The following is an 18,515-nucleotide window of genomic DNA, read 5'->3' as shown; positions in this document are numbered from 1 at the left end:
ATTCACAACAAACAAGGAGCGCGATTTAATGCAACTGAAGCCGATAAACCAGCAGGTTGTCGCAGTCGTTGGAGCCTCCAGCGGCATCGGGCGTCAGACTGCCTTACAGTTCGCCGCACGAGGGGCAAAATTGGTGGTTTCGGCTCGCAGCCAATCAGGGTTAGAGTCCTTAGTGCGCGAGATCCAAAATGCCGGCGGTGTGGCTGTGGCGATTACCGCTGATGTAGCAGATTTCGCTCAGGTGCAAGCGATTGCCGACAAAGCGATAGAAGTTTATGGCCGGCTCGATACCTGGGTTCACCTCGCAGCCACCGGCGTCCTCGCCACCTTTGACCAAATTACCCCAGAAGAATTTCAGCGCGTCATCGACGTTACCTTGATGGGGCAAGTATACGGGGCAATGGCAGCGCTCCCCCATCTCAAACGAGAAGGGCGGGGGGCGTTGATTCACATTTCCTCAATGGAAGGCCGGCGATCTGTGCCGCTGCAAAGCCCTTATTCAGCAGCAAAGCACGGCGTTGAAGGCTTCGTTGAATCCCTGCGCGTGGAACTCCAACACGAAAAAATCCCCATCAGTGTCACGAGTATCAAACCCGCAGTGATCAACACGCCCTACTACAATCACGTTCGCACCAAGTTAGGCGTAAAACCCACAGGAATTCCACCCTACTACGACCCCAAATTGGTTGCGGATGCGATCCTCCACGTCGCTGAGCATCCAACTCGTGACTACATTGTGGGGGATGTCGGTCGAGTGCTGGATGTGCTGCAACGGCTTTCACCTGGGCTGGTGGATCTGCTGTTGCTACTCATCGCTTTTCCGGGACAGCGAACTCCTGAGCCAAAGTCTGAGGATGCGCCGGACAATTTGTTTGAGCCAATGGCCGGTTATGACCGAGTGCAGGGAGATTTTGGTCACTTGACAATCCCCAGCTTATCTGACTGGATAATGCTGAATCCGGCAGTGGCAATTGCCGGCACTGTCTTGGGAGTGGCAGCGTTGCTGGCAGCAGCCGCCTTCACCAATCCCAATCAAATTTAGCCTCACTCAATTACGGCAACGAAGTTGGTGCAGTAGGCTGGCGTTGCCGGTTTGGGAGCCTTGGCGGCAACCATGTTAGCAACGCCAGCCTTAATAAAAAAGTCAAACACTGAAAGCGGTTTGCCGGCAAAGGTTCCATCTTTTGCCGTTATTTATGTTAACGGTTAGTTAGGGAAGCAACCACTTAATGAGGCTTCACCCCTCACCGTATTTAAAATGGTAAAATCAATTTTTTTAAGGGGTTCGCCTACCCGTTCGTTCTTGATTAAGACTCCCTGAAAAATAATAATTTTCAAAACAAGAAAGACAATTGTGTTAAAGTTGTACTAAAGCCGAAAAAATTGAAAAGGAGTCATTCAATGAAACAAGTCATTTCACTGCTAAAAAATCTTCGCTTGCGCCAAGTTTTGAGCGTTTTCCTGGTAGCAACCGCCCTATTTTTGAGTGCGCCCTTTATCGCCAGCAACGCAACTCAAGCACTGGCTGCCGGTGCCGTGACCCCAGAGGGCACTGCTTACGAAATTGACAAGGCTTCTAGCCCAGGAAGTTCCATCCCTCAGAAACCGCTCCCTCCAAATACTAACGGTAAAAACTTGGGTGAAACCCTCCGTGAAAGGTTGAATCTTGATCAGCCGGTTCCTGAGAGTACCAAAGAGTTTTTTGGTTCGGTGAAAGACAAAGCCGGTGAAATCCTTGAAGCGCCACAGCGTGCTTTGGAGAGTGCCGGTGATGCCGTGAGTGGAAATTAAAGCCGATAATTTTCGCAAATATATACCTCTTGCAGTGGCAGATATAAAACCGGCAGAATGCTTGCCCCACAAATGAATTGGATGCTTAAATTCAGTTCTGCCGGCAAAATAACTGGCTCTCTGTAAGAGGTATCATCAAACAGTAAAGCGCTTGGAGATAGTTAACAAAACTTTCTCTTGAGCGTATTTTTTGCATTTGTGGCGATTAAGTTGCCGACACTTTAAATGTGTAAGTGTCCCCGTGGCTTAAATATTTCACTCGTTCTTCAAGGCCGGCTGCTGACACTGCCTTCATAAAGTCTTCAAGTGGCGATTTAAACACCGTGTAATCGTTATAGTGAATGGGGATAGCTGTCTGGGGTGCGATAATTTGAATCGCTTCTACGCCTTGTTTTGCATCCATCGTCAGTAACACACCAAAAACCATTGTTCCTCCCAAGTGCAGCAGCCCTAAATCAATATCAGAGTACCGCTTAGGAATCTCTTTCAACTGTTCCGTAATCAGCGTATCTCCCGTAATGTAAAGGCGAAAGCGAGTCTTGCCGGCAGGTGTTTGAAACTCCAGCATACTCCCCATCACCGGCGGCAAGGCAGCGGAAAGAAAAGCAGGGCCATGTGTACCCGGCATCGCACTAATACAAAGTTTTTCTTCACCTTTTGTAAAGGTTATTTTTTCCCAAGTTTCCAGGGCGTAAGTTGAATTAAATCCTTTCTTATTCAGCTTAGCGATAGCGTGCTGCGTGCTAACAATCGGAATCCTTTTATCCAGCTTTTCCTCTGCCACGCGATCAAAATGATCCTCATGCATATGCGAAAGCACGAGTAAGTCTATGGGTGGTAACTCCTCAATCTCTATCGCTGGATTTGTGGTTCGCGTCGCGCGAATTCCATAACCTAAATGTACGTGATCGCCCTGATGGAGGAAGTTCGGGTCAGTTAGAATTGTGAATCCTGCATAACGCAGGATAACCGTTGCCGTTCCCACAAAGAAGATCGAGCCATTTTCCACATCCGGCTGTTCCCGACCGATGGGTAGAACAATCGTTTTTATTTCACTCATAACGCATCCTAGCTGACTCCCAATGTATGAGCATGGCGTTAGCCAAAGCAGATTATCGCTTGAAGAAAACTTAATACTTTTAACTGTTTGAAACTTCTCCCAAGAGGCGTAATTTTAATTTAAGTTTGCTTGTATTGATAAATACAATAAAAATTGATACTAAAAATTTGTTTTATCTAATTATTTTACAATATTTAACATTCATTAAAAACTGGAATTATCATAAAACGTCATTCTTTAGATAGACGCATCAGCTTCAATTGCAGAGATAAGCTTATCAAAATAGTCTCAGGTAATGCCGGCGCGTGAAGAAGTGGCTACTAGAGAAAATATCAATATTTTGCCGGGTTAAAGCTTAAGAGACGTATTGAATGTTTGTGGAGTCCTTTGCATCTATTTCACTCCATTACATAACAGCACTTGAACAAGGAGTCAAACCCATGACTTTACTGTCTGTAGAAGAACTTAAAAATCTAGTTGAACAACCGACAGGAGTAAGCGTTTCAATTTATATGCCCATCTATCGAGTTGGGCAAGAAATTCAACAAAATCCCGTACGTTTTAAAAACTTAGTGCGGGAAGCAGAAGATAAATTAGAAGAGTTTGGCTTTGAAAAAACAGAAATTAGGAAAATGCTAGAGCCGGCTCTCCAAGAAATCGATGAAGCAACTTTCTGGGAAAACCAAAACAATGGGTTAGCAATTTTTATTGCCCCTGATTTTTTCCACTACTATCGCTCACCGCTGAGTTTTGACGAATTAGTCGTTGTCGCAGATAATTTCCATCTCAAACCCTTAATGCCACTGCTCACCGGCGATGGACTATTTTATGTCTTAGCGCTGAGTCAACAGCAGGTTAGACTGCTGGAATGCACGCGATCCAGTGCCACAGAAGTTGAAGTAGAAAACTTACCGAAGAGTATGGATGATGCGCTGCAATATGATCCAACTGCCAAAGACGGACAGTTTCGCATCAGTACATCAAAAGGCGGCACGAATAATTCCTTTCAACACGCAGGAAGTTTTCACGGCCAAGGCAGTCCAGATCAGGATAAGAGCCAACAGGATATCGAGCAATATTTTCACATGATTGATCATGCCCTGCACGAATTTTTGAGAAACAGGAAAGCGCCTTTAGTGCTAGCCGGCGTTGAGTATCTGTTCCCAATTTACCGCGAAGCGAATACTTACCCGCATCTTGTTGCTGAAGGCATCACCGGCAATCCTGAACACTTGAAGCCAGAAGAGTTACAAGAGCAAGCTTTGCCAATAGTGGAACCTATATTCTTGCAAGCGCAGCAAGAGGCAATGGAACGATATCAGGAACTGGCGGCAATTACTGAAAAAACTTCCACTGACTTGAAAGAAGCGGTGCCGGCTGCTTATTACGGGCGAGTTGAGGAATTATTTGTCGCGGTGGGCGTTCAGCAGTGGGGAACATTTAATCGCGATACGAATACCATTGAGATCCATCAAGAGGCAGAAGTCGGTGATGACGATTTATTGAATTCCGCAGCGATTCAAACGATTTTGAACGGTGGCACTGTTTATGCAGTGGAACCTGAAAAAGTGCCGGCTGAGGCTCCGTTAGCAGCGGTGTTTCGCTATTAATTAACTGGACTTTCTTTTAGTTGATTTGCTCCGCCTAGTGTGGGGTTCCAAGGCACTTAAAAAACCCGGTTTCTTCAAGAAGCCGGGTTTCTGAACTTACAATTTTCTTTGACCGAACAGCCTAGGTGTCTCTAGATGATTTGGGATGTGTTGATCGGTTTTTGCTAGAGGTTTATTGGTTTGATGCTGTTACAATTCTGGGCAAACTAATACGCGTCCTGTGTGACCGGCACTATTATAATGTTCCAACACATTTTTAGCGATCTCTGCACCTTTACCCGTTTCCACTAAAGCGACGCAGGCACCCCCAAAACCGCCACCTGTGAGGCGTGCACCAAAGACGCCGGGGGTTTCTTGTAAAATTGCCGCTAGGCTATCGACTGCCGGCACTGAAACTTCGTAATCATCGCGCTGGCTGGTGTGGGAAGCATTCATTAACTCTCCAAATCGCTGGGCTGACACCCCTTCCACAGCCTCTAGCACGCGGTTATCTTCCGTAATGACGTGACGCGCCCGCTGGGCTAGCAATTCGGGTAAGGACTCTGTAAGTTGCGGATCGGTAATATCTCTAAGGGCTTTTACACCTAGCAGGTGCGCTGCCTCTTCACATTCAGCCCGACGCTGATTGTAACCGCTTCCTGCGGCGAGTTCGTGATGCACGCCACTATCAATGACGAGGATTTCTGCGCCGGCAGGAAAAGGCAACACTCGCCGCTCTAGGGTGCGTGTATCCAGAAATAGCATCGAATCGGTGCCGGCTAAACTTGATGCCATTTGATCCATAATGCCGCAGTTTAAACCGGCATACTGAATTTCCACTTGCTGTGCGATTTGCGCCAGCCGCACATCATCAAGAGGCAGATTTAAAAGTTCGCGCAGTGCTCGCAGCGTCGCCACTTCCAAAGCCGCACTACTAGACAAACCGCAACCCATCGGCACTAATGAATTGACGTACACATTCACAGCCGGGATCGTGTAGCCTTCTTTTTCTAATAGCCGGATGCACCCAAATATATAACTAGCGAACCCAGACGGGGTGGGATCACTTTGTGAAATTGTTACCCGTTCGTCTAAATTTTGCGAGTAGAAGTGGTGCTGTTTATCCCCACTCAAACCTAACTGTACCGTCGTGCGTTGAGGGATCGTCGTTGGCAAGACGAATCCATCATTGTAGTCGGTATGTTCTCCGAGTAAATTGACGCGTCCGGGCGCACTGGCTTCTATTGCCGGTTCTTGACCAAATATTTCTTGAAAATTCATAATACTGTTTTGCTAATAAAAAGCACTGCAACGATTACCTTTTAAACAGAAGTTTGGGGCTATACAAACGTGCCCTTGCCGACGCGGTTTGTGGCAGCGTTACTAGAGGAAATTGATGAGGCGATGAAGGCCGGCACACGCAGTTAAATGCAAAGAAAATCCTTTATTGTCGGGGATGGTTATGTCAACTCTCGTCTCATCTGCGAGAGCGCCTGATTCAAGTCTTCACTGTGAATCCAGCCAACGTAGCCGCCATAAATCATTCTGCCATCGGGTGCGCCTAAAAAAATGTGGTCAACGCCGAGGGGGTTTTTCCAAGCTCTAACCGCTGTCCCATCCCTGAGCCTCATAATCGGATTGGAACTATTAAAATCCCTGTGATGTGCCGGTGTTATTCCTGGGACAGCTTCTAAAATGGCGAGAGCCTCCCTGGTAATATCTGAAATGCCTTCCCCGCTCACTGCCGAACAGCCGCAGCCATCTGTCACAGTCAGCTTGAGCCTTTGTTTTATGTCGCCATCAAACAGGGATAACGTCTCAATCTCCTCTAACAGTTGCCCGTGTGGCGCAGATAAACGCCTTTGGCAATAAATCGCTGTCAGCAAGTCCTCCAGCCCCATTTTTGTCAGAGCATCTGCAATCAATCCCGTCAAACCTAGCATAGCAATGCCGCCTAGCATTCCTGCTGGGCCGCCCAGAAATGCCAAAGCTGCTGTTATCGCAGCCGCTCCTGTCAAACCTGTCGCAGCCATCGTCCCTACCAGGATGATACCTGGTAAACCCAAGGCAGCTATTTTTTTGACGACTTCATCCATTTTCCGAACCTTTGCTGTTGATCTTCTCTGCTTTTCTCCCATTATCTTGTTTTTACGAGATAGAGCAGAGATAACGTAAAGTTTTTTAATAGCACCATCCACAACCGGACAGTGCTATTAAAAAACTCGAATGCAACATAATCAGAAATTATGTAACCTCCACCGGCACCGGGCGCTGCCTTCCTTCAACTTCAACACTTGGCCAATTAGGATCGAAAGTTAAATTTTCTAACTTCCCACCTTCAAGAATTACAAAAGTATCCTCAATTTTTGCCCCAGGCAAACTGGGATTCCAAGCCATCGCCATATTTTCTTTTAAGGACTCGTCCGTATTAGGATTTGCCACAACTTCTCGCGACAAATATCCAGTCGTTCCTCCCTGGTGATGCTGATAAATTGCTTGGGGATAACCGTGCTGGTGATAAGCTTGTTCCAGAGTTTTGTAAACCTGATTGAGGGGCGTTTCTGGTTGACAAGCTGCCAAGGCTAGCGATTCAATTTCGCGAACGTGCTGGTGCAATTGAGCGTCTTTATCTGGAAGTTTTCCAAATGAAACAAATCGGGTGAGATTGGCATAAACTCCGTATCCCCTGGCGCAAAACACCAGCATCGCTTGCCGTCCGAGGGATTCGCCGGTTGCTGTTGCGTGCCGATAAAGCGGCAACCGCCTGTCACCGGCAACCAAAGTCAGCGCTGGATGCAGCCCCCTTGCCCACAACGCCTCAGCACCGGCACCGGCTAGTTGGTATTCTGTCCAAGTCGGTTTGGCGGCTAAAAGCACTTCTGTCATCGCTTCGCTTGCCTTGCGCCCCACTTCGCGATATCGCTCCAATTCACTTGACATCAGCACTTTCTTGTGCAGTTGTAAAGACTCAGGCAATCGCTTCTCGACATGAGCAATAGGCCGGTCGCTTAAAACTTTCCCGTCATGGGTCACTTCGCGCACGAAAGACTCACGGGCAGCTGCATCCGCCCAAGGATTAACGTGTACCTTGAAATTATTGGGCAGTTCTTCATCCTTAAAGCGTTGCGCTTCAATTTCATCGGTGAGAACCCAGGCGTCACCGGCAGTCACTAGCACTTCTGCCACGCCGGTTTCTGCAGTGAGCAGTACCGTGTTAGATGCGCCGGCAGTTGCCCAAGCAAACCAATCTGTGCCGCGCAGTCGCACACCTTGCGCCTCGGTTTCACTCAGGGCGTTGCGGATTAACGCAAGCTTCGTGGAGACTTCTTCAGTGAATCGATTCATAGGCTTTCTCGATTGTACTGCTGCATTTTCAATTTTTCTAGACACCTGATTAAGGGGAATTGAAAGCCCCCCACTAGGGTGGCGTGGGGGGATCTTTTTCCAATCCTTAAAGGCGGATCATAAAGCCACCGGCGTTTCGATATTCACGACAACTGCCTGTAAATCTTTGGCTTTTTCCTCTGGCAAAGCATCGTTCGCAAACAACCCTGCTGCCAGTTCAGTTCCCGCCAAATATTTAAGGCGTTCACTTGTCCGGTAGGGCGGATAAAACTCTGCGTGCAGATGTGCTTCGGGATGCGGCTGCCCATCTGTCGGCGCTTGAAACCACGCCATCAAGTAAGGGAAAGGCCGGTGCCACATCCCATCATATTTGAGGGTGACGGTCTTTAAAGCTCTGGCGAGTCCTTGACGCTGTTGTGGCGTTAGATCCCCAAACGTGGCAACCGGCTTGATCGGGGCAACCCACACTTCATACGGATAACGCGCACACACCGGCACGAAAGCGATGGCGTGTTCATCCAGATAAATAATCCGCTGTTTGTCTGCAATTTCCTTTTGAATTAAATCTTCCAGTACACCCCGTTGGTGTTGCCGGTAATAGGCTTGCTGACATTCCAGCATTTTTGCCGGCACCGGCGGCACCAAGGGATAGGCGTAGATTTGTCCGTGGGGATGCAACAACGTCACCCCCATTTCTACACCTCGGTTCTCAAACGGCAGCACATATTGAATGTGCGGATTTTCTCCAATCGCCCGTGTCCGATCTGCCCAGACTTGCAACAGCAGTTCCAGGTGATCCAGTGGCAGGGAACCGAAAGTGGCTTCCGGATCTTGCGTGAATACCACAACCTCACACGCCCCATTTGCCGGCAGCGTCTCCACAATGCTGGCCGGCGGATTTTTGGCCGCCAGCGCCAGCGAGGGAAAGCGGTTGTCGAACACCGCCACATCATATTTCCCTTGGGGTAGTTCCGTAGGAAACTGAGGATTGATGGTTGGTGCCAAGGGGTTGTATTCCGGCGGCGGCATAAACGTGCGCCCTTGCCGGTGGCTGGCATAGGCGATCCATTCCCCTCGCAAGGGATGCCAGCGCAGGTGAGGGTTCGCCTGCACCGGCTCATCACTAGGACTGGTGGCTTCTATGTCGGGGTCAATGGGGAACCGACTGTATAGGGTCAGCTTGCGGCCATCCGGCTTTAATCGTTCCACAGAATACATCGTCCTCTTCCTCTCCTCCTAAAGTTGCCGCTGCGATTGCTTCAATGGGAAACTTGGGTGTGCGGTCGCCATACAGTAGGCCATTGGCTTCCTGAAATGTATCTGTTAACTGTGTGTAACAGAATCCGCTGAACATCTCAATTCTGTTCACCACTTCCAACAGCGCTGTGTAACGCAATTGCAGTTCTGAAATTTCCTCTGCCCGCACATATCCCCAGACTTTCTCCGCTTCGGGTGCTTCGCGACCGGCATAGGCAATGCCGCCAAACTCTGTCAGCATCACCGGCTGCCCTTGGTGGGGGTGGCCGTCGAGGGTGAGGATGCGCCCGCCGGGACGCTGCCGGTCGAACAGTTTCGTCAGGTCAACTTGAGGCCCGTAGCGCTTTTCTAATCGCTGGGGTTTGTTGTCGTAATCGTGAATGGCGATTATGTCGGTATCTGTACTTTCCCAGCCGTCGTTGCCGATCACCGGGCGCGTCGGATCGAGGGTTTTGGTTAAGTGATACAGCGCTTGCACATAGTTCCGGTGCGCGGCGCTTTCTGTTAAATTCGGAACGCCCCAAGATTCATTGAAGGGCACCCACACCACGATACAGGGGTGGCTGACATCCCGCTCAATGACCTCCGCCCATTCCTTCGTAATGCGTTCCACGGCTTTCGGGGTGAAGCGGTAGGCGCTGGGCATTTCTTCCCAAACGAGCAAACCTAGCACGTCTGCCCAGTATAAAAAGCGGGGGTCTTCAATTTTCTGGTGTTTCCGCACCCCGTTAAATCCCATCGCTTTGACTAACTCGACATCCCGCCGCAACGCCTCATCTGAGGGCGCGGTCATGAAGCTTTCGGGCCAGTAGCCTTGGTCGAGAACCAGGCGCAAATAGTACGGACGCCCGTTGAGCATGAAGCGGTCACGCTGGATCGCCACACACCGCATTGCGGTATAGGATTTAACGACATTCATCAGTTTGCCATCACACCACAGCTCAATCTCGGCGTCGATCAAGGTGGGTTTTTCCGGACTCCAGAGCAATTCGTTGCGGTAATCGTCGATGCCTGGGTCGGAAAGGGCGATGCGTCGGTGAACTTCCCGGTTGAGCACTTCGTAGGTATCGTTGACGAGCATTTGGCAACCGAAGGAGAGTTTCACCTTCAGTTGGATATCATTACACGGTTCGCCGGCAACAAATGCTTCAAACCCGATTTCCCAGCGATCAAAGTCTGGTGTCCAGCGAATGTTCTTGATATAGGTGGGGGGAACGCGTTCAACCCAAACGGTTTGCCAGATGCCGGTTGTACGCGGATACCAAATACTGTGCGGTTCCAGCTGCCAATCTTGCTTGCCACGGGGTTTGGCTAAGTCTTGGGGGTCGTCTTGCGCCCAGACTGTAACCCGCTGCGGCCCATTTTCATTGATGACGTGAGTCATATCGGCGGTAAACGGGGTGTTGCCGCCTTCATGTTCTGTGATGAACTGACCATTGACCCAAACACGGGCGCGATAGTCTACTGCGGCAAATTGCAGCAGCACTCTGCCTTCGCCTGGGGGTAAGTCAAATTCGCGTTCGTACCAACAATTGGGGTGGAAGCCGGTGTCGCCTATGCCACTGCGGGTCGTTTCCGGCGCAAACGGCACCTCAATGGTGTGCGTCCACTCGGAAATGTCACTAGGTTGAACAAATCGCCCATTGTCGTCATAAGTAAACTTCCACGGGCCGTTAAGAGACATCCAATTGGCGCGTTGTAACTGTGGGCGTGGATAGGCCATTTTGCTTAATTCAAAATTACTCTGGCTACCGGCTTCACCAGACTGTTGTATGTAACAATTCTCAAGCCATTTACCAAACGAACTCATGGATCATCAATCCTAGCTACATTTATGTCAGAGTTCCCGCGTCAGGTTTTTGTCTAACGGTCTCTAACTTGACAATAGATTTTTATTCCATGTTTGTGCCTAGGGTTCCGGCGAATTTGTTGTAAAACTTAATAGCTTGGAAAAAAGTAAGCAAGCTCATACATAATCTCGCTCCCCTGTTTTATTTCCAAGCTCATCATTATTTATTTGTCTGTGCCGGCGCGAGTCGTTCCCACACTATCCCCAGGCTTTGATGGCCATCTGATGGTAAGAATGGTCGAAGTTTCTTCGGCTAACCAAGTATGAGGCACCCCCGGACACCACAGAACATAATCGCCCTCCCGAGAAAGCATAAATTCTTGGTCGGGAAATTGAATAGAAAATCGCCCGTTAATTAGGATAGAAAGTGTAGTTGCTTCAGCATTTGTCGCCCACTGATTTCTTCCCTCTCCTGCTTCATGAATTGCCCATTTTACTTCAAGCTCGGAAGTGGAACGAGGATCATCAGGAAGGTCTAGAAAGTGCCCCATAAACCAACCCCGGCGAGGGGCACCTTCCGTGTCGGCATTTCCAAAAATAACTTGAGGTTGCATTGCCAAATTCCCAGTATTGTCTCCTAGCTAATATGTCGCTTTTGGTGCCATTGCCATGCGTGAGCGAGAATTTCTTTGATGTCTGGATACTGGGGATTCCAACCTAAAATATTTCGGGCTTTGTCGCTACTTCCAACTAAGGCAGGGGGGTCGCCGGCTCTGCGCTCACTTTCTACGATTTTAATGTCTTTGCCGGTTATCTGACGCGCCGATTCAATCACTTCTCTGACGGTAAATCCGCTGCCATTTCCTAAATTAAATACGTTACTATCTCCCCCTTTTTGCAAGTATTCTAAGCCTAAAACATGAGCTTGCGCTAAATCACTCACATGAATATAATCTCGAATGCAAGTGCCGTCAGAAGTCGGATAGTCGGTGCCAAAAATAGAGACAGATTCTCGTTTACCCAAGGCAGTTAGTAATACCAAAGGAATTAAATGAGTTTCCGGGTTGTGGTCTTCTCCCAGTAAGCCATTTGCCTCAGCGCCGGCAGCGTTAAAATAGCGGAAAGCTACTGATTTTAAGCCATAAGCGGTATCGAAATCAGCTAAGATACGCTCCACCATTTGCTTGCTGGTTGCGTAGGGACTGATCGGATCTTGAGGGTGATCTTCAGCCATCGGAACCGTTTTTGGCATTCCGTACACCGCACAAGTGGAGGAGAAGACAAATTGCTTGATATTCGCCGCCACCATTGCTTCTAAAAGCGTTAGCGTTCCGTTTACGTTGTTGCGGTAATATTTGCCTGGATCTGTAACGGATTCCCCGACGGCAATATAGGCGGCAAAATGCATGACAGCGTCAATGGAGTGAGTGGCAAAGAGGTTATCCAGTAAGGCGCGGTCGTTAGTATCTCCGACAATTAACTTAACTTTTAATACCTCTTCAACCAGTTCTCGATGCCCGTACACCAGATTGTCAAGAACGATCGGATCGTAACCGGCTTGCTGCAGAGCGAGTACAGCATGGCTGCCAATGTAGCCGGCACCGCCGGTGACTAAAATAGTTGATTTGCTTTCTGACATTTTTAATACTCGGTAATCTTTTTTTCTTTTAGACAGATGGCTGCTGATGAATGTCAGTTGAGCCACATAAATTTTTCAACGCTTGTTCTGCTTCTAGAATCTCATAGTTTAGATTTTTATGCGTAGTCTTCTTGATAAAAATCCACCTAAAGGAAGAGACGCTGCCGGCAATGTATATCCCAAAAAATAACCTGAGCTTAATTTTCTAAGTCCGAGCCGCTTCCTCGGTTTCGGTTGCCTTAAGCGCTGGAGGGACAAGGGTTCCCATTGCCTCTCCTAACTCCTTCGGCGGGTTATTACGAGTCGAGGAATTTAAGTATTCACCTGTATGAACAGGTGACAGCGGCTTCATCTTATGACGAACCGTATAGTAGCGATGTGTTTGCTGAATTCTGCCGCGCTCTTGAAAGGATTCATTGGAGATTTTTTTGCGAAGCTTAATCAGAGCATCCATGATCGCTTCTGGGCGGGGAGGACAACCAGGTATATAAACATCGATGGGAAGAATTTTATCAGCCCCTCGAATTGCTGTAGGCGAATCAGCACTAAACATCCCGCCGGTGATCATGCACGCGCCCATTGCAATGACATACTTGGGTTCTGGCATCTGATCGTAAAGGCGACGAGTTGCTGCAGACATTTTCATGTTGAGGGTGCCGGCTAAAATAATCACGTCAGCTTGGCGAGGGCTAGCGCGAGGAATTAAGCCAAACCTGTCAAAGTCAAACCGGGAGCCAATCATGGCAGCAAACTCAATGAAACAGCAAGCTGTGCCGTACATTAAAGGCCATAAGCTAGAGAGTCTCGCCCAATTATAGAGATCGTCTGCTGTCGTCAAAATGACATTTTCAGACAGTTCTTGAGTAACCTGGTATCGCTCAACAGGGAAGGCGATGCGTTCACCGTTCAATGAGCCATCGTCAGTGATAGGGTTAGGACTCATGATCACGCTCAGATCAGTTTTTAATCAAAACACTCGTTCTATTTTTTATCCGCCTCAACACCTTATAAACGAACACAGGTATTGTGTTTTGTTTAGTCGTACTTTTCAAAAGCTAATCACTATTTTTCTGTTTTTCCTTCTATCTCAAGGAATGAGCATCTGTAACATTATTTTGTGAGCTGGAATACAAAAAAAGCACGCCATTCATTGCTCAACCGCTTGCAAAAGACGTTAATCCTTATAAGCCCTCTGTTTTTATGTGTGGCTTTTATTCAAACCTACGACTTTTGCAAAAAATCTCCGACTTTCTGGACTATTGGCTTCCCGCAGTCAGTGTGACGCTGCCCGATATAGCCAGACAATCCAGAATAAAAAAAATAAAAACCTAGCTTGCCTGAGCAGTTCTAGGTTTATTTTTAAAAGCTTCATCTTAATGAGTACAAAGATAGCAACTCACAAAATTGGTTTTATGATTATTTTTCGACTAAATGACTCACTTTTAATGATGAAGGTTTGAATGAGAGATTTTTTGAAAAAACTGGCTTCTGGAAATCGTCTCGATTAGTAGTAAACGTTTCAAAGACTTGATTCAGACCCGTTAACTCAAATAACATTCTGACTTGGGCGTTCATAGAGCAGACAAAAAATTTGCATCCAGCGACTTTAACTTTTCTAAACGCTGAAACTAAAGGAATTAAACCTGGGCTGCTAATAAAAGAGACATTTTTGAAGTCGATCAGAATAATATTCGCGCCAGCATTAACCACGGATTCAATTTCTCGATGAAACTGGGCGATCCGCTTATTATCCAACTTTTCGGGATACTGGATCGCTTTTATAACCAGACTCATACAGACTCCTTTGAATGACTAAAGTGAAATTGAGAAGCTCCATAGCTGCCGGCAAACCGCAGAATTACCAACAGTCAAAACTTCTTTTTCTAAGTTTTATCTTTGCAAGGCTAACCAACTAAGCTTCTTCAGTTCTGTTTGGTTACGGCCAAGTCTAGTAGGGTTAAGCTTGATTTTGCTGAAAATACATTTGGTTTGCCATTCCAATAATTTAAGCGATCTGTTAAACTTACTCCTCTATCTTGAGGAAGAAGATGTGGCTCTACAGTTATTTGTTATTTTGAATACATTGTTTTATTAAAGGCTTTTCCAATTTGATAGGGTGGCTAGCTAAAAAGCCTGCCATTAAAAATAGATAAGATTTTTAGTGATTAGTAATTAAAAAAGGTGAACAGAAGACGCCCACATTGCGAAAGCGAACTATTTGAGAAAAATATGGCTGGCTTCAGGTTTTCTAATTTCACAATAAAATGGCAGCTATGGAGAACACTCACTCCCAGCTTTTAAATCGAGATAAAAGGTGTTTTTAGAATTTTCGGTAATCTGGCTAGCTAAATGCAACTCTGCTCTGCTATTAGGTTACAGCAAAGCAGCCGGCCACCTAAACAGAGTGCCGGCCTGATCCGTAAGAAAAATCAAAAATTCAAAAGTGAGTCAATCAACTATTTTTCTGATTTGTAGAAATAGTTGATTGAAATTTCATCTTTTGAACTTTCTTCTAAGAGAGCGCTACAAAATAGGTTGTGTGAAATTCTCTCTAGCTGGGTTGCATTCTCGTGTCACCGGCGCTCGTGGAAATAGCGAAAAAAGGCATTTTCCAGAGACGGAAGCAGCACGCCGCGTTCGCTGCTGAGAGCGCTGTAAGTGGGGCGGGGCGCGACAAGTCCGAGTTCTCGGACAGGACGGGCATCAACGTGGCCGGCACTAACACCGGCAAGTTTAGCCGCCATCCGTGCGAAATCAGCCCAAGCGATTGCATCTGGATTAGCCAAATGCCACAACCCATACTCGCCATCAATTAACAGATCCAAGCTGGCATTCACCAAGTCGGGGACGTAAGTCGGCGAAATCACCGCATCCTCTGCAGCCATGAAAGGATGCCCAGCAGAGAGCGTTCGCAGGGCAACGGTCACGAAGTTATAATCGTCCCACGGCCCAAAGAACGCACTGGTACGGATCACAAGCGAGGAAGGATGGGCCTGTAAAACCCTGACCTCAGCTTCCGCTTTGCTGCGCCCGTAGACATTGAGCGGGCCAACCGCATCACTCTCGACGTATGGTGAAATTGTGGCTCCATCGAATACGAGATCCGATGAGAACGTGAGCAAGGCGACTCCCCGCTTTTGCGCCGCAGCCGCCAAAATTGCCGGCCCTTCAGCGTTCTCGCGCAGGCATTTGTGAGGTTCGCGTTCCGCATCGTCCACGCGAACGTAACCGGCAGCATTCACAACTGCCCAAGGCTGCAACTCACTTAACGCCGCATCCACAGAAACCGGATCAGCAATATCCATTTCCTGACGGGTTAAGAGGTGGTAGGGTATGCCTCGAAGTTCGCATAGGCGAGCAAAGGCATTTCCCAGGGTTCCTCTAGCTCCGATGATCGCTAGGGGGCGCGGCGTGGCTGAATTTCTGCTGTGTTGTTGAACTTCCACACAATTGGGCTTCCTTTCAACCTCACAACTCACTGCTGGATAAAGCAGCCGCTGGGTTCTGTGCCACCAACCCGGTATCTCAAGCAGAGGGTGCTCATATTTGCCCCCAGTAGAGAACTCGCGCAGCATTCGGGCAAGTGCGGTTGGGCGGGGGTGGGGGGAACGCAGATCGAACACACCTGGCTCATAATGACCGCTGAGGCGAGTCACCAGGGTGTTCCAGTCGTAGGAACCGAGGAGCGACCAAGCTGTGATCGCCCGCACGTCTACTCCCTCCTGCCGCAGACTTTCTGCAGCCCCCCAGACTTCATAAAACCAGCGCAGTTGCTCCTCTCGCGTGCAGCCGTGATGGACTTCGGTTACAGCCATCGGCAGATGGTAACGCTCCCACGCCTCTGCCAGTAGCCGGCGCGGCCCTGCTATCCCTTCAGTACAGACACGCACGGCTTCGACATCTGCGTACTTATGCCGGCCATTGCCTCCATGCGTGCTCGTTGGATAGCGTTCCAGGCGCTCATCCAGAAAGCGATCGCTCGTCAGGTAATGGTTAATTCCCAGAATATCGGGCGGACAAGGCTGCTCAAGGAAGAAATCAAGTTCAGCCTCACCGATGCCGGCCTTCAGCAAATACTTCCAAAGCGGATGGTCACGGTTGACACGACCGCACAGCAGATCGTAACTCAGCCACCGGCGCTCATTTTCAAACTCTGCCTGATACGCCAACAGCGGCGTACTGAAAACCTTACATAAATCCTCAGTTTGAACTAGCTGTGCCGTGGGGTTTACTTGCCGGATCGCCTGCATTGACAGCACAGTAGCTTGACACTCTACGATCAAAGCCCGCAGGAAGGTCGCATCATCATAGCCATGCGGATACCAGTGGCCGTACAGTCCGCTGAACCGTGCCGTTGTCAGGGGTTCATTGATCGGGGTGTAACTTTCTACCCAGGGATAGCGCTGGGCCACTGCGCCGGCGAACCGGCCCAGCAACTCCGGAAACGCCGGATCGATCAGACTGGTATGGGGAGGGCCACTCCCGTGATGAACCAGTCCCACAATTGGGCGGATGCCCAGTTCCCGCAAGCGTCCGAGTCGCTCATCCGCCCAGGACCAGTCGGCATCCTCCACGTTATTAGGGGCTGTGCGCTCCCATATCACGGGGTAACGCAGCGCAGACACCCCCAGCTCTGCAAACAAATCGAGGTCTTCTAGGCGCGTTGCGTGGCCGTTTCGCTCTAACTGGTCGAAATACTGGTCGCGTACACGGTTAACGGTGCATTCCACTCCGCCCCACATTTCAAGGCGCGGGTTAGGAAGTGGCTTTACCATTACCGTTGCCTCCTAGAGATTCCAATTTTGAAAGGGCAAGTCCTGGGGTTTCTAGTGCCGGCGGCAGGGTGATGTCGGGAGCCATTTTCTTCTGGACTACATCTGTCACACCGGCTTCTTGTGGCTGGGTGCGAATTTGTTTGTAGATCGTCAGCGCCTGAGCCACCACTTGATCCATGTTGTAATACTTGTAAGTTGCGAGCCGGCCTACAAAATGCACGCCTGGGGTCGCGTCAGCCAACGCCTTGTATTTCTTGTAAACTTCGGCATTTTCCGGGCGCGGTACGGGGTAGTAAGGGTCGCCTTCTGCACGGGGAAATTCGTAAACAATGCTTGTTTTAGAATGTTCTTGGCCGGTCAGGTACTTGAACTCGGTAATGCGGGTGTAAAGATGTTCGTTGGGATAGTTAACCACTGCCTGGGGTTGATAAACCGGCGTATTGTGGGTTTCGTGCTTGAACTCTAGGGAGCGATAAGGCAATTTCCCAAAGCGATAATTGAAGAATTCATCGACCGGCCCGGAATAGATCATTTCCCGATACGGAATAATGTTCTGAATCTCGCGGTAGTCGGTGTTGAGCATGATCTTGATGTTGGGGTGCGTCAGCATCCGCTCAAACATCCGGGTGTAGCCGTGCAGCGGCATCGCTTGATAGGTGTCTGTGAAATAGCGATCGTCGCGGTTGGTGCGGGTGGGAACGCGGGCCGTCACTGACTTATCGAGTTCGGATGGGTCGAGTCCCCATTGTTTGCGGGTGTAATTGCGGAAAAACTTCTCGTACAGTTCCCGACCGACTTTGCTGACAACGACATCTTCTGAGGTGCGGATGTATTCTTTTTGCTCAGCAACGGACTTGAAAAACTCTTCGACCTCGAAGGAAGTCAGTTTTAATCCGTACAGCTTATTGATGGTGTCGAGGTTGATCGGGATGGGAACGAGTTGCCCATCAACGCTGGCAATGACTCGGTGCTCGTAACGTCGCCATTCGGTAAATTCCGAGAGGTACTCGAAGACTTCGCGGGAGTTGGTGTGAAAGATATGCGGGCCGTATTTGTGGATCAGAAGGCCAGATTCGTCATAGCAATCATAGGCGTTGCCCCCGATGTGGTTGCGCGTGTCAACGATCAGAACTTTTTTGTTACATTCACGCGCCAGCCGGTCGGCAAGCACGCTTCCTGAAAAACCTGCGCCCACAATCAAATAATCGAACATTGAAGTACCTCACTTTTTGTATTTAATCAGGCGGCCACTCACTTTTCTCACTTTCTA

General features: G+C 48.8%; 15 protein-coding genes. 3 read left to right on the top strand and 12 right to left on the bottom strand.

Translation table 11 applies throughout. The features are described from left to right. The first annotated feature begins 28 nt into the window (after window positions 1-28). Both H6F73_RS14170 and H6F73_RS14165 read left to right on the top strand, forming a co-directional pair. Entirely contained in the window at window positions 29-1,042 is a 1,014-nt protein-coding gene (locus H6F73_RS14170; RefSeq protein ID WP_147686541.1) for an SDR family oxidoreductase, read from the top strand. Between the two features lie 359 nt (window positions 1,043-1,401). Further along, window positions 1,402-1,791, top strand: a complete 390-nt coding sequence (locus H6F73_RS14165; protein WP_190759351.1) for a hypothetical protein — start codon at window positions 1,402-1,404, stop codon at window positions 1,789-1,791. A gap of 205 nt (window positions 1,792-1,996) precedes the next feature. Here H6F73_RS14165 and H6F73_RS14160 read toward each other — a convergent pair whose 3' ends face one another. Beyond that, entirely contained in the window at window positions 1,997-2,851 is an 855-nt protein-coding gene (locus tag H6F73_RS14160) for an MBL fold metallo-hydrolase (RefSeq protein ID WP_190759350.1), read from the bottom strand. A 440-nt stretch (window positions 2,852-3,291) separates the two neighbouring features. Here H6F73_RS14160 and H6F73_RS14155 point away from each other — a divergent pair, with 440 nt between their 5' ends. Next, window positions 3,292-4,461, top strand: coding sequence for a hypothetical protein (locus H6F73_RS14155; protein ID WP_190759349.1), 1,170 nt, complete (start codon window positions 3,292-3,294; stop codon window positions 4,459-4,461). A gap of 189 nt (window positions 4,462-4,650) precedes the next feature. Here H6F73_RS14155 and galK read toward each other — a convergent pair whose 3' ends face one another. The 11 genes from galK to glf all read right to left on the bottom strand — a co-directional run bounded on the left by galK (window position 4,651) and on the right by glf (window position 18,458). Further along, on the bottom strand, window positions 4,651-5,721 hold the full coding sequence (gene galK, locus H6F73_RS14150; RefSeq protein ID WP_190759348.1) for a galactokinase: 1,071 nt from the start codon (window positions 5,719-5,721) through the stop codon (window positions 4,651-4,653). Window positions 5,722-5,900: 179 nt separating this feature from the next. Next, entirely contained in the window at window positions 5,901-6,536 is a 636-nt protein-coding gene (locus H6F73_RS14145) for a hypothetical protein (protein ID WP_190759347.1), read from the bottom strand. Between the two features lie 148 nt (window positions 6,537-6,684). After that, window positions 6,685-7,785 (bottom strand): M24 family metallopeptidase, encoded by a 1,101-nt coding sequence (locus tag H6F73_RS14140; RefSeq protein ID WP_190759346.1) that lies wholly within the window; start codon window positions 7,783-7,785, stop codon window positions 6,685-6,687. A gap of 117 nt (window positions 7,786-7,902) precedes the next feature. Next, entirely contained in the window at window positions 7,903-9,003 is a 1,101-nt protein-coding gene (gene galT, locus H6F73_RS14135) for a galactose-1-phosphate uridylyltransferase (protein WP_190759345.1), read from the bottom strand. Continuing rightward, the gene (locus H6F73_RS14130) at window positions 8,936-10,765 is read right to left on the bottom strand and encodes a glycoside hydrolase family 2 TIM barrel-domain containing protein (protein WP_242072441.1); all 1,830 of its coding nucleotides are present in this window, start codon (window positions 10,763-10,765) and stop codon (window positions 8,936-8,938) included. Before H6F73_RS14130 ends, galT begins: the two co-directional genes overlap by 68 nt. Window positions 10,766-11,055: 290 nt before the next feature. Next, window positions 11,056-11,445, bottom strand: coding sequence for a signal peptidase I (locus H6F73_RS14125; RefSeq protein ID WP_190759343.1), 390 nt, complete (start codon window positions 11,443-11,445; stop codon window positions 11,056-11,058). 23 nt (window positions 11,446-11,468) lie between these two features. Further along, complete coding sequence (gene galE / locus H6F73_RS14120) at window positions 11,469-12,470, bottom strand: UDP-glucose 4-epimerase GalE (protein WP_190759342.1); 1,002 nt, start codon at window positions 12,468-12,470, stop codon at window positions 11,469-11,471. Between the two features lie 205 nt (window positions 12,471-12,675). Beyond that, entirely contained in the window at window positions 12,676-13,413 is a 738-nt protein-coding gene (gene nuoB, locus H6F73_RS14115; RefSeq protein WP_190759341.1) for an NADH-quinone oxidoreductase subunit NuoB, read from the bottom strand. A 473-nt stretch (window positions 13,414-13,886) separates the two neighbouring features. Next, on the bottom strand, window positions 13,887-14,264 hold the full coding sequence (locus tag H6F73_RS14110) for an STAS domain-containing protein (protein ID WP_190759340.1): 378 nt from the start codon (window positions 14,262-14,264) through the stop codon (window positions 13,887-13,889). 779 nt (window positions 14,265-15,043) lie between these two features. Further along, a complete protein-coding gene (locus H6F73_RS14105) occupies window positions 15,044-17,245 on the bottom strand; it encodes a family 1 glycosylhydrolase (protein ID WP_190759339.1) in 2,202 nt (733 codons plus the stop codon). Beyond that, a complete protein-coding gene (gene glf / locus H6F73_RS14100; RefSeq protein ID WP_190759338.1) occupies window positions 17,226-18,458 on the bottom strand; it encodes a UDP-galactopyranose mutase in 1,233 nt (410 codons plus the stop codon). The genes H6F73_RS14105 and glf overlap by 20 nt, the downstream gene beginning before the upstream one ends. Window positions 18,459-18,515 lie beyond the last annotated feature (57 nt).

The sequence above is a fragment of the Microcoleus sp. FACHB-68 genome (assembly GCF_014695715.1).
Taxonomy (GTDB): Bacteria; Cyanobacteriota; Cyanobacteriia; order Cyanobacteriales; family Oscillatoriaceae; genus FACHB-68.
The sequence above is the reverse complement of the archived record's forward strand: the minus strand, read 5'-3'. Positions and strand labels throughout refer to the sequence as shown.